Source organism: Dietzia lutea (assembly GCF_003096075.1).
Lineage (GTDB): Bacteria > Actinomycetota > Actinomycetes > Mycobacteriales > Mycobacteriaceae > Dietzia > Dietzia lutea.
On sequence record NZ_CP015449.1, the window covers coordinates 1,239,141 to 1,252,175 of the forward strand.

11 protein-coding genes and 2 tRNA genes are annotated in these 13,035 nt (G+C 70.1%); 9 read left to right on the forward strand and 4 right to left on the reverse strand.

Features of this window, described 5'->3' with window-relative positions; genetic code table 11:
* Positions 1–2: 2 nt before the first annotated feature.
* Together A6035_RS05605 and A6035_RS05610 are read right to left on the reverse strand one after the other, a co-directional pair.
* Positions 3–1,595, reverse strand: a complete 1,593-nt coding sequence (locus A6035_RS05605) for a glycoside hydrolase family 13 protein (protein WP_108846960.1) — start codon at positions 1,593–1,595, stop codon at positions 3–5.
* Entirely contained in the window at positions 1,592–1,987 is a 396-nt protein-coding gene (locus tag A6035_RS05610; protein ID WP_108849104.1) for a globin, read from the reverse strand. The genes A6035_RS05605 and A6035_RS05610 overlap by 4 nt, the downstream gene beginning before the upstream one ends.
* A 471-nt stretch (positions 1,988–2,458) precedes the next feature.
* Between A6035_RS05610 and A6035_RS05615 the strand changes: the two genes are divergently transcribed.
* A complete protein-coding gene (locus A6035_RS05615) occupies positions 2,459–3,070 on the forward strand; it encodes an HNH endonuclease (RefSeq protein ID WP_108846961.1) in 612 nt (203 codons plus the stop codon).
* Between the two features lie 59 nt (positions 3,071–3,129).
* On the opposite strand, the gene pepN is transcribed toward A6035_RS05615, so the two are convergent.
* The gene (pepN, locus tag A6035_RS05620; RefSeq protein WP_108846962.1) at positions 3,130–5,739 is read right to left on the reverse strand and encodes an aminopeptidase N; all 2,610 of its coding nucleotides are present in this window, start codon (positions 5,737–5,739) and stop codon (positions 3,130–3,132) included.
* A gap of 109 nt (positions 5,740–5,848) precedes the next feature.
* Between pepN and A6035_RS05625 the strand changes: the two genes are divergently transcribed.
* The 3 genes from A6035_RS05625 to A6035_RS05635 all read left to right on the forward strand — a co-directional run bounded on the left by A6035_RS05625 (position 5,849) and on the right by A6035_RS05635 (position 7,919).
* Positions 5,849–6,475 (forward strand): mycothiol-dependent nitroreductase Rv2466c family protein, encoded by a 627-nt coding sequence (locus tag A6035_RS05625; protein WP_108846963.1) that lies wholly within the window; start codon positions 5,849–5,851, stop codon positions 6,473–6,475.
* A 63-nt stretch (positions 6,476–6,538) separates the two neighbouring features.
* Positions 6,539–7,012 (forward strand): ribose-5-phosphate isomerase, encoded by a 474-nt coding sequence (locus tag A6035_RS05630; RefSeq protein WP_108846964.1) that lies wholly within the window; start codon positions 6,539–6,541, stop codon positions 7,010–7,012.
* Between the two features lie 70 nt (positions 7,013–7,082).
* A complete protein-coding gene (locus A6035_RS05635; protein ID WP_108846965.1) occupies positions 7,083–7,919 on the forward strand; it encodes an Fpg/Nei family DNA glycosylase in 837 nt (278 codons plus the stop codon).
* Between the two features lie 199 nt (positions 7,920–8,118).
* On the opposite strand, the gene A6035_RS05640 is transcribed toward A6035_RS05635, so the two are convergent.
* Positions 8,119–8,192, reverse strand: a tRNA-Gly gene (locus A6035_RS05640).
* 202 nt (positions 8,193–8,394) lie between these two features.
* Between A6035_RS05640 and A6035_RS05645 the strand changes: the two genes are divergently transcribed.
* From A6035_RS05645 to clpX, 5 genes are all read left to right on the forward strand, one after another.
* Positions 8,395–8,471, forward strand: a tRNA-Pro gene (locus A6035_RS05645).
* Between the two features lie 50 nt (positions 8,472–8,521).
* Entirely contained in the window at positions 8,522–9,919 is a 1,398-nt protein-coding gene (gene tig / locus A6035_RS05650; protein ID WP_108846966.1) for a trigger factor, read from the forward strand.
* A 251-nt stretch (positions 9,920–10,170) separates the two neighbouring features.
* A complete protein-coding gene (locus A6035_RS05655) occupies positions 10,171–10,812 on the forward strand; it encodes an ATP-dependent Clp protease proteolytic subunit (protein ID WP_108846967.1) in 642 nt (213 codons plus the stop codon).
* 68 nt (positions 10,813–10,880) lie between these two features.
* Positions 10,881–11,504: an ATP-dependent Clp protease proteolytic subunit gene (locus A6035_RS05660; protein WP_108846968.1), complete on the forward strand. Its 624-nt coding sequence runs from the start codon at positions 10,881–10,883 to the stop codon at positions 11,502–11,504.
* A gap of 146 nt (positions 11,505–11,650) precedes the next feature.
* Positions 11,651–12,919 carry an ATP-dependent Clp protease ATP-binding subunit ClpX gene (gene clpX / locus A6035_RS05665; protein WP_007626667.1) on the forward strand — a complete coding sequence of 423 codons (1,269 nt, stop codon included), beginning with the start codon at positions 11,651–11,653 and terminating at the stop codon, positions 12,917–12,919.
* Positions 12,920–13,035 lie beyond the last annotated feature (116 nt).

Sequence of the window (13,035 nt, forward strand, 5' to 3'; positions counted from 1 at the left end):
GGTCAGCGCTGGAGCCACACGGCGGTGTCCGGTGGCAGTCTCCTCCCGTCGAGGGGGCCCGACGCGAGCACCACGTCACCGTCGGGCAGCTGCACCGCGTGACGCGATGTATTGATCATGCACAGGACCGGCCCGTCCTCGCGCCAAAACAGTAGACACCCGTCAAGTTCGTCGTCCCACACGATCGCCGAGGAGCCCGCGGGAGGCCACGACCGCCGGATCTCGATCGCCCGCCGGTACAGCGCCAGCGTGGAAACGGGGTCGGCCTCCTGCGCCGCCACCGTCAGCGGCGCCCACCCGTCGGGCATCGGCAGCCAGGTCCGCGGCGAGTCCGAGAACCCGTACGGCGGCCGGTCGCCGTCCCACGGGATCGGGACGCGGCAGTGGTCACGCCCGGTCTCGGCGTGGCCGGTGCGCTCCCAGGTGGGATCGGTGAGCCGGCCGTGGGGGATGGAGTAGTCGCTGGGCAGGCCGAGCTCGGCGCCGTTGTAGACGAACGTGATGCCCGGCAGGGCGAGCGCGACGAGGAGCATGGCGCGGGCGCGCGCGGTGCCGGTGGCGCCGTTGCCGTAGCGGGTCACCTCGCGCACGACGTCGTGGTTCGACAGCGCCCACGTGGGGGCGGCGCCGGAGACGCGGGCGGCCTCGAGGGTGGAGTCGATCGCCTCGCGGATCGCCGCAGCCTCGAACGGGGCGCCGGTGAGGGCGAAGTGGAACGCGAAGTGCAGCTCGTCGGGCCGGAGGTAGCGCGCGAACCGCTCGACCGAGCCCACCCAGACCTCGCCGAAGGCAGCGGTGCCGGGATAGTCGTCGAGGACGCGCCGGATGCGTCGGTGGACATCGTGGACGCCGGGCTGGTCCCAGCGTGTGTCACGGGTGTCGACGACGAGCTGCGCGATCTCCACGTCGTCGGGCAGGTCCGCGAGGTCGGCGGGTTTGGCGAGTCCGTGCGCGACGTCGATCCGGAACCCGTCCACTCCCAGGTCGAGCCAGAACCGCAGGGTGTCCTCGAGATCGTCGGCGACGTCCGGCTGCGACCAGTCGAGGTCCGGCTGTTCGGGGGCGAAGAGGTGGAGGTACCACTGACCGGGCGTGCCGTCAGGCTCGGTGACGCGGCTCCAGGCGGGCCCGCCGAACACGGACGGCCAGTTGTTGGGCGGTTCTGATCCGTCCTCACCCCGCCCGTCGCGGAAGAAGTAGCGCGCCCGCTCGGGGCTGCCCGGCCCGGCGGCGACCGCGTCGGCGAACCACGGGTGCTCCGCGCTGGTGTGGTTGGGCACGAGGTCCATGATCAGCACCATGCCCGCGGCGTGCAGTCGCTCCAGCAGCCGTTCGAGGGTGGCGACGTCACCGAACAGCGGGTCCACGTCCCGTGGGTCCGAGACGTCGTAGCCGTGGTCGACGCCCGGTGAGCGCATAATCGGCGAGAGCCAGATCCCGTCCACCCCGAGCGCCTCGAGGTGTCCCACGCGGTCGAGGACGCCCTGCAGATCCCCCGTCCCGTCACCGTCGGAGTCGGCGAACGAGCGTGGGTAGATCTGGTACAGGACCATGTCGTCCCATGCTCGCCGGGCGTGCGCGGGGGAGGGGGTCACGGCACGTCGGCGGTATTGACCATCATCGCGGCGGCGCGGGTGAGGTAGTCCACCAACGCGGCGCGGTGCTGGTCACCCAGGGTGTCGCGGTCGATCGTCTCGACCGCCGCGAGCATGTGGGTGAGCCATGCGTCGTGGGCGGCGCGGTCGACGACGTACGGGTTGTGTCGCATCCGCAGTCGCGGGTGCCCGCGTTGCTCGGAGTAGGTGGTGGGGCCTCCCCAGTACTGCTCGAGGAACATCCGCAGGCGGTCCTCGGCGGGGCCCAGGTCCTCCTCGGGGTACATCGGGCGCAGCACGGGGTCGTCCGCCACGCGGCGGTAGAACTCGTGGACGATCTTTCGGAACGTCTCCGCCCCACCGACCTCGTCATAGAACGTGCTGCTGCTCATGCCCTCCATGATGCCTGCGTGGTCACCTGCGGGCCGCCGGGGCGGACACCCGCGGGCCCCCGCGCAGGTGGTCGCGCCGCGCCGAACCCGCACCCGCCCACCGCGACGCTTGCGGCGATATGGACGTACGCATGGCAGTTTTGGACGTAACCAGGGTGGTGATCCGGGCTCCGGAGCGACATGGTTACGTCCCAAATTCGGTGAGGCGGCGATCAGACCGGCGCGGCCTTGAGAGCGCGGCGTCACGTGGCGCGTTCGGTGCCACTTCCGCCGCGCCGCGCCCCGCTGGGCTGCACCTCGACACGCTGGGCCCCACCCCGCCGCGCCCTGCGGGGCGCACTCCACCAGCCCGGCCGCCGGTAAACCGCGCGAAGAGTTCACCAAAGGTGCATCATCGTTGCAGGCGAGGTTCACTACGGGCCCGGTTACCGATGATGCACTGGGCTCGGAGCAGACGAGCGGAGACCGACCATGGGCACAGCAGTGCGCGAGAACTCGGAGTACCGACAACGGGGGTCGCGGACCCCCAAGCGGCTGGAGCCGGTCCCGGACCGGCCGGTCCCGCTCGCGTCGGCGCCGCGCGTGCTGCTGCTCAACGCCAGTTACGAGGCGCTCACCGCCCTCCCGGCCCGCCGAGCCGTGGTGATGCTGCTGGGCGGGAAGGCCGACGTGGTGCACGAGCATCCGGTGGAGGTCGTCGTGAGGTCGGTGGACACATCGGTGCGCGTGCCCTCCGTGATCCGGCTCCGCGAGTACGTCCGGATCCCGTACCGCTCGCAGGTGCCGATGACCCGCGCCGCGCTCATGCACCGGGACGGGCACCGCTGCGGTTACTGCAACGCCAAGGCCACGACCGTCGACCACGTCGTCCCGCGCAGCCGCGGGGGAGCGCACAACTGGGAGAACTGCGTCGCCTCGTGTGCCCCGTGCAACCATCGCAAGGCGGACAAGCTCCTCTCCGAGCTGGGCTGGGAGCTCAAGGTTCCGCTCGTCGCCCCGCGCGGTCGGACGTGGCGGCTCGTCTCGCAGTTGCGGGAGATCGGCCCGTACTGGGAGGACTACCTCTACCTAGACGCCGCCTGATTCACGGCTCCGTGCCCCGGGGCCTCAATCCGGCTGTGGCCCGGCGGGTTGAACGCCGGTCAGTCGGCCTCGGCGGCGTCGACGGCGCGGGCCGCCAACGCGCGGGTCATGTCCGCGGTCTGCTCGGCGATGATCCGACGCAGCGACGAAGGCCGCGACTCGTCGGCGATCACCTGCTCGAACCGCTTCACCGTGTCGCTGTCGACCGCCCAGGAGGGGAAGATCCCCTCGGCGACGGTCTGCGCGAGGTCGCCGGGGCGCGCCTTCCACAACGCGGTGACGTCGTCGAGATAGCGCTCGCACAGCCCGGTGAGCAGGTGCTCGTGGCCGGGCAGATCCAGCCCGAGGAGCGTGGCACGCACGATCGCGTTGGTCGGGGCGTCAGCGCCTGTGGTGAGGAGCAGCTCCTCCGCCTCCTCCTTCGCGGCCACAGAGGGGCGCGCCGCCCGGGCGGTGGCGGCCCGGCGCGCCCCGCCGGCCGTGTCGTCGGCGGCGAGTTCGGCGTCGATGCGGTCGGTGCCTTCGACACCCGCGGCGACGAGCGCCGTGAGCACGGTCCAGCGCAGATCGGTGTCGACGACGAGGCCGGGCAGCCCCGCCTCCTCGGCACCCGCGTCGAGCAGCGTCCCGAGCACACGCTGCTGGTCGATCCCGATCGGGCACACACACAGCGCGGTGAGGAACGCCAGCTGGTGATCCGACCCGGGCTCGGCGCTCCGGGCCGCGGCGAGCATCGCCCCGGAGAACGTCGCCCACCCGGTCGCGGCCGCCCAATCCGGGTCGGCGTAACGCGCCAACGCGGTCTGCGCCTGCGTGAGCACCCGCTGGACGACGCCGATCTGGGACTCGCGCGGGACGGCACGGGAGACCACCTCGACGAAGCGGCGGGCCGGCAGTCGCGCCTCCCGCGTCATCTCCCACAGCGCCGACCAGCACAGCGTCCGCGCGAGCGGGTCGACGATGTTCTCGAGGGAGTCCAGGACGGTGGCCAGCGACCGCTCGTCCAGGCGGACCGAGCAGTACGTGAGGTCCTCGTCGTTGGGCAGGACGAGGTCGGGCACCGGCTGACCGGCCAGGTCGGCGACGACGGTCCGCTCGCCGGTGATGTCGAGTTCGGCGCGGGCGGTCCGCACGAGCGCGCCGGAGTCGTCGCGGTTGTACAGGCCCACCCCCAGGCGGTGGGTTCGCAGCTCGCCAGCCCCCGGCGCGGCGGGACCCTGGACCACCGTCAGCTCCGAGATGCGGGCACCCGCACCGCTGCCGGAGGCGGACACGTCGACGGAGATCGGGTTGATGCCGGTGGTACGCAGCCACTGGTCGGCCCAGCCCGACAGGTCCCGACCGGAGGACTCCTCCAGCGCCGACAGCAGATCGTCGAACTCGGCGTTGCCGAACGCGTGCTCGGCGAAGTACGAGCGCAGACCCGCGAGGAACGGTTCGCGGCCGACGTAGGCGACGAGCTGCTTGAGCACCGAGGCGCCCTTGGCGTAGGTGATGCCGTCGAAGTTGGCCTCGACCGTCTCCAGATCGGTCATGTCCGCCGCCACGGGGTGCGTGGACGGCAGCTGGTCCTGGCGGTACGCCCACGACTTCTCCACGTTGGCGAACGTCGTCCACGCCTCGGTGTACTGCGTCGCGTCGACCTGGGCGAGCACGGAGGCGAAGGTGGCGAACGACTCGTTGAGCCACAGGTCGTCCCACCACCGCATGGTCACGAGGTCACCGAACCACATGTGGGCCATCTCGTGGAGGATCGTCTCGTTGCGCCGCTCGTAGCGGTAACCGGTCACCCGGGAGCGGAACACGTAGTCCTCGAGGAACGTCACCGCGCCGGCGTTCTCCATGGCTCCCGCGTTGAACTCGGGCACGAAGATCTGGTCGTACTTGCCGAACGCGTACGGCAGCCCGAACTCGCGGTGGTAGAAACCGAACCCCTCCTTGGTCTCCGCGAAGAGGCGATCGGCGTCGAGGTACTCGGCGAGTGAGGCGCGGCACAGCAGCCGCAGCGGGATGGTGCCGTGCTCGTCGGTGTAGACGTCCTCCACCACGTGGTACGGGCCCGCGATGAGCGCGACCAGGTACGTGGACATGATCTCGGTCGGCGCGAAGTGGTGGACCACGCCGCCGCCCTCGGCCGGTGACTCCTCGGCCAGGGTGTTGGCCACCACGACCCACCTCTCGGGTGCCGTCACCGTGAGCGTGTAGCTCGCCTTGAGGTCGGTCTGGTCGAAGCAGGCGAAGACCCGCTTGGCGTCCGCCGTCTCGAACTGGGAGTAGAGATAGACCTCCCCGTCCGCCGGATCGACCATCCGGTGCAGGCCCTCGCCGGTCGTGGTGTACGCAAGATCGGCGTCCACCACGAGCTCGTTGGACTCCTGCAGGTCGGGAAGGGTGAGGCCCACCTCGTCGTCGTACCGGTTCTCCTCCCCGGTCGGGAACAGCTCCCGGCCGTTGAGGACCGCCGACCTGATCACAGCGGATCGCAGGTCGATGAAGGTCTCCGCGCCCGGGCGCGCGCAGGAGAACCGCACCACGGTGCGCGAGCGGAACGTGCCGGTCCCGGGCCCACCGCTGCCGTCGGTGAGGTCGATCTCCACGTCGTACGACTCGACGCTGAGCAGTTCCGACCGCGCGGCGGCGTCGGCGCGGGTGAGGTTGAGCGAGCGCATCTGTGGGACCTCGGTTCCTGGGGGTTCGTCTACCGCACCAGTCCTACCACCCGGACCCGACACGTAAGCGGCAGTGGCGGCACGCGGACCGGACGGGGAGGATGGGCACATGACCTCCAGTACGCAGTCCACCACCCGTTCCGTCGACTTCTGGTTCGATCCGCTGTGCCCCTTCGCGTGGGTCACCAGCCGCTGGATCCTCGAGGTCGAGAAGGTCCGCGACATCTCCCTGACGTGGAACGTCATGAGCCTGGCCGTGCTCAACGACGGTCGGGACCTGCCCGAGGACTACATGGAGAAGATGAAGCGCGCCTGGGGCCCGGTGCGGGTGGCGATCGCCGCCGCCAGGCGCCACGGCCAGGAGGTCCTCGGGCAGCTGTACACAGAGATGGGCACCCGCATCCACGACCAGGGCCGTGGAGTCGAGGACCCCACCGTCATCACCGAGGCGCTCCAGGCGGCCGGCCTGGACGCCGACCTCGCCGCAGCAGCGGGGACCGATGAGTACGACGACGAGCTCCGAGCCTCCCATCACCGGGGCATGGACCCGGTGGGCGACGAGGTCGGGACCCCGGTGGTCCACGTCGACGGGGTGGCCTTCTTCGGGCCCGTCCTGACGCGCATCCCGCGCGGCGAGGAGGCCGGCAAGGTGTTCGACGGCGCCGCGCTGCTCGCAGGGTTCCCGTACTTCTTCGAGCTCAAGCGCAGCCGCACGGAGGATCCGCGGTTCGACTGAGCGGCATTGTCGGCCCCGGTGCCCCGGGGGTGGGCGCACCCGGAGCGTGGCAGAATCGCCGTCATGCGCATCTACCTGGGAGCGGACCACGCCGGCTTCGAGACCAAGAACGTCATCGCCGAGCACCTGAAGGCCTCCGGACACGAGGTCGTCGACTGCGGCGCCCACACCTACGACGCCGAGGACGACTACCCGGCGTTCTGCATCGACGCCGCACGCAAGGTCGTCGCCGACCCGGGCAGCCTCGGGATCGTCCTGGGCGGATCCGGCAACGGAGAGCAGATCGCCGCGAACAAGGTGCCCGGCGCCCGCTGCGCCCTCGCGTGGAGCGTCGAGACCGCCCGGCTCGCGCGTGAGCACAACAACGCGCAGCTGATCGGCATCGGCGGGCGTATGCACTCCCGCGAGGAGGCGCTGGCGATCGTCGACGCGTTCCTCGACCAGGAGTGGTCCGGAGCCGAGCGGCACCAGCGGCGCATCGACATCCTCGCCGAGTACGAGCGCACCGGCGAGGCCCCCGCGGTCCCCGGGGCCTGAGCTCCACCGCCTTGAGTGCCACCATTCCTGATTCCGACCGTGCCTGAATCCGCCGTGCCAGATCCTCACCGTGCCTGAGGGGCACACCCTTCACCGGCTGGCCCGCCTGCACACCGAGTACTTCGCAGGCGGGCCCGTCCGTGTGTCCAGCCCCCAGGGTCGATTCGCGGACCACGTCGTCGTCGACGGACGGTACTTCGACCACGCCACGGCGGTCGGGAAACACCTCTTCCACCACTACGAGGGCGGCCTCGCCGTCCACGTCCACCTGGGCCTGTACGGCTTCTTCGACACCCACCTGGTTCCCGAGGGGCAGGACCCGCCGGCTCCGGTCGGGCAGGTCCGCATGCGGGTGGGCGCGATCGCCGACGGAGGGCCCGCGCACTGGGTCGACCTCCGAGGACCGACCCGCTGCGAGGTGATCGCCGAGGCGGAGGTCGGCGACGTACGCGACCGATTGGGGCCCGACCCGCTCGACCCGGACGCCGAGCCGGAGCGGGCCTGGGCCCGGATCTCGCGCAGCGCGCGGCCCGTCGGCGCCCTGCTCATGGACCAGAAGATCCTGGCCGGCGTCGGGAACGTCTACCGCGCCGAGGTGCTCTTCCGACACGGGATCGACCCGTTCCGTCCCGGCAGCGAGCTCGATCGCGCGCAGCTCGACGCCGTGTGGGACGACCTCGTCGCGCTGATGGAGATCGGGGTCCAGGCCGGGGCCATCCACACCATCCGTCCCGAGCACGACCACGGCGACGTGCCCAGGCGGGGCGCCGACCGGCCGCGCAACTACGTCTATCAACGCGATGGCTGGGAATGCCGGGTGTGCGGGGACGAGGTGCGTCAGCAGGCGATGGAGGCGCGGACCCTGTACTGGTGTCCCACCTGCCAGCCGGGACTGCGCGGCCGCTGACCGGGAAGTGCAGCCGCGCGTGACCATGGCGTCTGGCGCGCACCGAAGTCGGGGCGAGACGCCATGGCGAGGGGGCGGCTGTGGGCTGGCTGGTCAGGCAGGCGCGCGAGACGCCATCCGCGGGAGCGCCTGCGCATCGATAGAGGCGCGATGACGGAAAAAGCCCCGAACCGTCGGTGGAGACGGGCGGGGCTCTCTGTGGAGCGGGTGACGGGAATCGAACCCGCGTATCCTGCTTGGAAGGCAGGGGCTTTACCATTAAGCTACACCCGCGTCGGTGGCTTGACCTGGGGTTTCCTCCCGGGTCCCGCTCACGCTGTGACAACACTACCGGACGCCACGCGGCGCTCCCAACTTCCGGGCCGATAAGTCGGAATCGGCGCCGAGGTGGGCCTGTCGTACACTGGGCGAGTTGGTTTGGCGGCCCGGCGGATTTCCCGTGCGTGACAGCGGGGCGGTCGGCCGCGCGACCCACCGGGATGTGGCGCAGCTTGGTAGCGCATCCGCTTTGGGAGCGGAGGGTCGCAGGTTCGAATCCTGTCATCCCGACCAGCGGAGCCGAAAGACACGAACCCCAGAAGACTTCCTAGGAGAACATCACCGTGAAGAGCACTGTCGAGCAGCTCAACCCGACCCGGGTCAAGATCACCGTGGAGGTGCCGTTCGCGGAGCTCGAGCCGGACTTCGCCAAGGCCTACAAGTCGCTCGCCGGCCAGGTCAACATCCCGGGCTTCCGTCCCGGTAAGGCCCCGGCCAAGCTCCTCGAGTCGCGGATCGGTCGCCCGGCCGTCCTCGAGCAGGTCATCAACGACATGATCCCCGCGCGCTACAGTCAGGCCGTCGACGAGCACGAGCTCGTGGTCCTGGCCCAGCCCGAGATCGAGGTCACGAAGCTTGAGGACAACGACGTCGTGGAGTTCACGGCCGAGGTCGACGTCCGCCCGGAGATCACCCTGCCGAAGTTCGAGGACCTCGAGATCACCGTCGAGGCGCCCGAGACCGACGACGCCGCCGTCGACGCCGAGCTCGACAACCTCCGTGCCCGCTTCGGCACCCTCAAGGGCGTCGAGCGTGGCGCCACCAAGGGTGACTTCCTGTCCGTGGACCTGGCCGCGACCGTCGACGGCGAGCCGGTCGAGGACGCCTCCACCGAGGGCCTGTCGTACGAGCTCGGCTCGGGCACGCTCATCGAGGGTCTCGACGAGGCCGCCGAGGGTCTGAAGGCCGGCGAGTCGAAGGAGTTCACCTCCTCGCTCGTCGCGGGTGAGCACGCCGGCAAGGAGGCCGTCATCACGGTGACCGTCCAGTCGGTCAAGGAGCGCGAGCTGCCCGAGGCCGACGACGAGTTCGCCCAGATGGCCAGCGAGTTCGACACCCTCGAGGAGCTGCGCGCCGATCTCACCGAGAAGGTCGCCCAGCAGGCCAAGGCCGGTCTCGCCGGGGAGATCCGCGACAAGGTGCTCGAGGCCCTGCTCGAGGCCACCGACGTCCCGACCCCCGACGCCCTCGTCGAGTCCGAGGCGCACCAGCAGCTGCACTCGATCTTCGGCGATGCCGCGCACGACGACGACATGATCAACTCCATGCTCGCCGCGGAGGGCACCGACCGCGAGACCTTCGACGCGGAGACGCTCGAGGCCACCGCCCGTGCCATCCGTAGCCAGCTCCTGCTGGACGCGGTCGCCGAGGAGGCCTCCACCGACGTCTCGCAGGAGGAGCTCACGCAGCACATCCTCTTCCAGGCCCAGCGCTACGGCATGGACCCCAACCAGTTCGTGCAGCAGATCCAGCAGGCCGGCCAGCTGGGCTCGCTGTTCTCCGACGTCCGCCGCTCCAAGGCCCTCGCCGATGTGATCCAGCAGGTCACCGTCAAGGACGCCGAGGGCAACGTCGTGGACACCTCCGAGTTCTTCGGCACCCGTGAGGACGCCTCGGACGAGGACGCCGCCGATGAGGCGACCGACTCCGCCGACGAGTCGCGCGAGGACACCGACGCCTGATCGGTACGCCCAGTCGCACCCGGGGGCCGGGGACCACCACGCGTGGTCCCCGGCCCCCGCGTCGTCGGTCCCCGCGTCGCCGGGGCGGCCGCGACGGAGTGCGGGGTCGGCCGACGCTGAGAGCGAACACCCGCCCCGGCGGGACGGTTCCGTCCCCGGCGTTGGTTAGTGTTTGACGTAACGGTTCCCCGGCCACCGGTCGGCCGGGCGCCGCGAGAGCGGTGAAGACGATGAGCGAAGGTAGGTTCCCCGTGGCCCAGAACGGTTCAGCGGCTCAGCCCAGTTCGACACAGCCCGCCCTCAACTCGCCGGGGTCCCACGGACTCACTCTCGGCGACTCGGTGTACGAACGTCTCCTGCAGGAGCGGATCATCTTCCTGGGCTCCCAGGTCGACGACGACATCGCCAACCGCCTCTGCGCGCAGATGCTCCTGCTCGCCGCGGAGGACCCCTCCCGCGACATCGCGATGTACATCAACTCGCCCGGCGGCTCGGTGACGGCCGGCATGGCCATCTACGACACCATGCAGTTCGTCGAGTGCGACGTGGCCACCTACGGCATGGGTCTGGCCGCCTCGATGGGCCAGTTCCTGCTGGCGGCCGGGACGAAGGGCAAGCGCTACGCCCTCCCGCACGCCAAGATCATGATGCACCAGCCGTCAGCCGGCGTCGGAGGCTCCGCCGCCGACATCGCCATCCAGGCCGAGCAGTTCGCGGCGACCAAGCGTGAGATGGCCGAGCTCATCGCCTTCCACACCGGTCAGTCGTTCGAGCAGGTCACCGAGGACTCCGACCGCGACCGCTGGTTCACGGCCGAGCAGGCCAAGGAGTACGGCTTCGTCGACCACGTCATCTCGCGTGCGTCCCAGTCCGGCGGGTCCTCGCCGTCGTGATCGAGTCCTTCCCCAGCGGGAGCGCTCCCGCCGACCACCCAGCCCCGCACACGACCACGGAGTCCCCGATGACCTCACTGCCGTCCTCGCGCTACATCCTCCCGTCCTTCGTCGAGCACTCCAGCTACGGCGTCAAGGAGTCCAACCCGTACAACAAGCTCTTCGAGGAGCGCATCATCTTCCTGGGCACCCAGGTCGACGACGCCTCGGCGAACGACATCATGGCCCAGCTCCTGGTCCTGGAGGGACAGGACCCGGACCGCGACATCACCATGTACATCAACTCGCCGGGCGGCTCGTTCACGTCGCTCATGGCGATCTACGACACGATGCAGTACGTTCGCCCGGACGTCGTGACGGTGTGCCTCGGGCAGGCCGCGTCGGCCGCGGCCGTGCTTCTCGCGGCCGGCACCAAGGGCAAACGCGCCGCGCTTCCCAACGCCCGCATCCTCATCCACCAGCCCGCCACCGGCGGCATCCAGGGCCAGGTCTCGGACCTCGAGATCCAGGCCGCGGAGATCGAGCGGATGCGTCGTCTCATGGAGACCACCCTCGCCCGGCACACCGGCCGTGAGGCCGACCAGATCCGCAAGGACACGGACCGCGACAAGATCCTCACGGCCGAGGAGGCCAAGGACTACGGCATCATCGACACCGTGTTCGACTACCGCAAGCTGTCGGCGGGCAACTGACGCGGCGGCGGCGCGCCGCTCAGGGGAGCGGTGCGCCGTCGGGTGCAATGAACTGATCGCGCGGGGCGGCTTTTGTGGCCGCTTCCGCGTACCGTCGACTACGGGGCGTGACATCGGCGCCCCCGGAATGCGAGGACGTAGAACTCATGGCGCGTGTGGGTGAGAGCGGCGACCTGTTGAAGTGTTCCTTCTGTGGGAAGAGCCAGAAGCAGGTCAAGAAGCTGATCGCCGGTCCCGGGGTCTACATCTGCGACGAGTGCATCGAGCTGTGCAACGAGATCATCGAGTCCGAGGTCGACGAGTCGCAGGAGGCGGGTCTCGACGCGCTGCCCAAGCCGGCCGAGATCCACGCGTTCCTCGACGAGTACGTGGTGGGTCAGGACGCGGCCAAGCGCAATCTCGCGGTGGCCGTCTACAACCACTACAAGCGTATCCGCGTGGGGGCGGCCCTCGGGCGTGGTGACGGCGTCGAGCTGGCCAAGTCCAACATCCTCATGCTGGGCCCGACCGGCTGCGGCAAGACCTACCTCGCGCAGACCCTCGCCAAGATGCTCAACGTGCCGTTCGCGATCGCGGACGCCACGGCGCTGACCGAGGCCGGGTACGTGGGCGAGGACGTGGAGAACATCCTCCTCAAGCTCATCCAGGCGGCGGACTTCGACACCAAGCGCGCGGAGATGGGCATCATCTACATCGACGAGGTCGACAAGATCGCCCGCAAGGCGGAGAACCCGTCGATCACGCGGGACGTGTCCGGCGAGGGCGTCCAGCAGGCGCTGCTCAAGATCCTCGAGGGGACCCAGGCGTCGGTGCCGCCGCAGGGCGGGCGCAAGCACCCGCACCAGGAGTTCATCCAGATCGACACGTCCAACGTGCTGTTCATCGTTGCCGGCGCGTTCCAGGGCCTGGAGAAGATCGTCGGCGACCGCGTGGGCCGCAAGGGCCTGGGCTTCGGGGCGGAGGTGGCCAGCAAGAACGAGCTGGACACCACGGACAACTTCTCGGAGGTCATGCCCGAGGACCTGGTCAAGTTCGGCCTGATCCCGGAGTTCATCGGGCGGCTCCCCGTGGTGGCGACCGTGACCAGCCTCGATCGCGAGGCCCTGGTGAATATCCTCGCCGAGCCGAAGAACGCGCTGGTCAAGCAGTACGCCCGCCTGTTCGAGATGGACGGCGTGGAGCTCGAGTTCACGCAGGACGCGCTGGAGGCCGTAGCCGATCAGGCGATCCTGCGCGGTACCGGCGCCCGTGGTCTGCGCGCGATCATGGAGGAGGTGCTCCTGCCGGTCATGTATGACATCCCGGGCCGCGACGACGTCGCCCGCGTGGTGGTCACCGGCGAGACGGTGCGCGACAACGTCCTCCCGACGATCGTCCCGGTCTCCGAGGAGGAGCCCCGCGAGCGCTCGGCGTGAGCTGACCCCGGAGCCCCCGGGGCCCCGGAGACGCCGGAGCCACCGGCCTGCAGGCCACAGAAGAGACGGCCCCCGCCACTCGGCGGGGGCCGTCTCGTGTCCGCCGGTGTCACGAC

Bases quoted from the DNA above. Each gene is read 5' to 3' on its own strand.
- A6035_RS05610 (WP_108849104.1), bottom strand. From the start codon at position 1,987: ATGAGCAGCAGCACGTTCTATGACGAGGTCGGTGGGGCGGAGACGTTC.
- clpX (WP_007626667.1), top strand. From the start codon at position 11,651: ATGGCGCGTGTGGGTGAGAGCGGCGACCTGTTGAAGTGTTCCTTCTGT.
- A6035_RS05615 (WP_108846961.1), top strand. From the start codon at position 2,459: ATGGGCACAGCAGTGCGCGAGAACTCGGAGTACCGACAACGGGGGTCG.
- A6035_RS05630 (WP_108846964.1), top strand. From the start codon at position 6,539: ATGCGCATCTACCTGGGAGCGGACCACGCCGGCTTCGAGACCAAGAAC.
- A6035_RS05625 (WP_108846963.1), top strand. From the start codon at position 5,849: ATGACCTCCAGTACGCAGTCCACCACCCGTTCCGTCGACTTCTGGTTC.
- pepN (WP_108846962.1), bottom strand. From the start codon at position 5,739: ATGCGCTCGCTCAACCTCACCCGCGCCGACGCCGCCGCGCGGTCGGAA.
- A6035_RS05660 (WP_108846968.1), top strand. From the start codon at position 10,881: ATGACCTCACTGCCGTCCTCGCGCTACATCCTCCCGTCCTTCGTCGAG.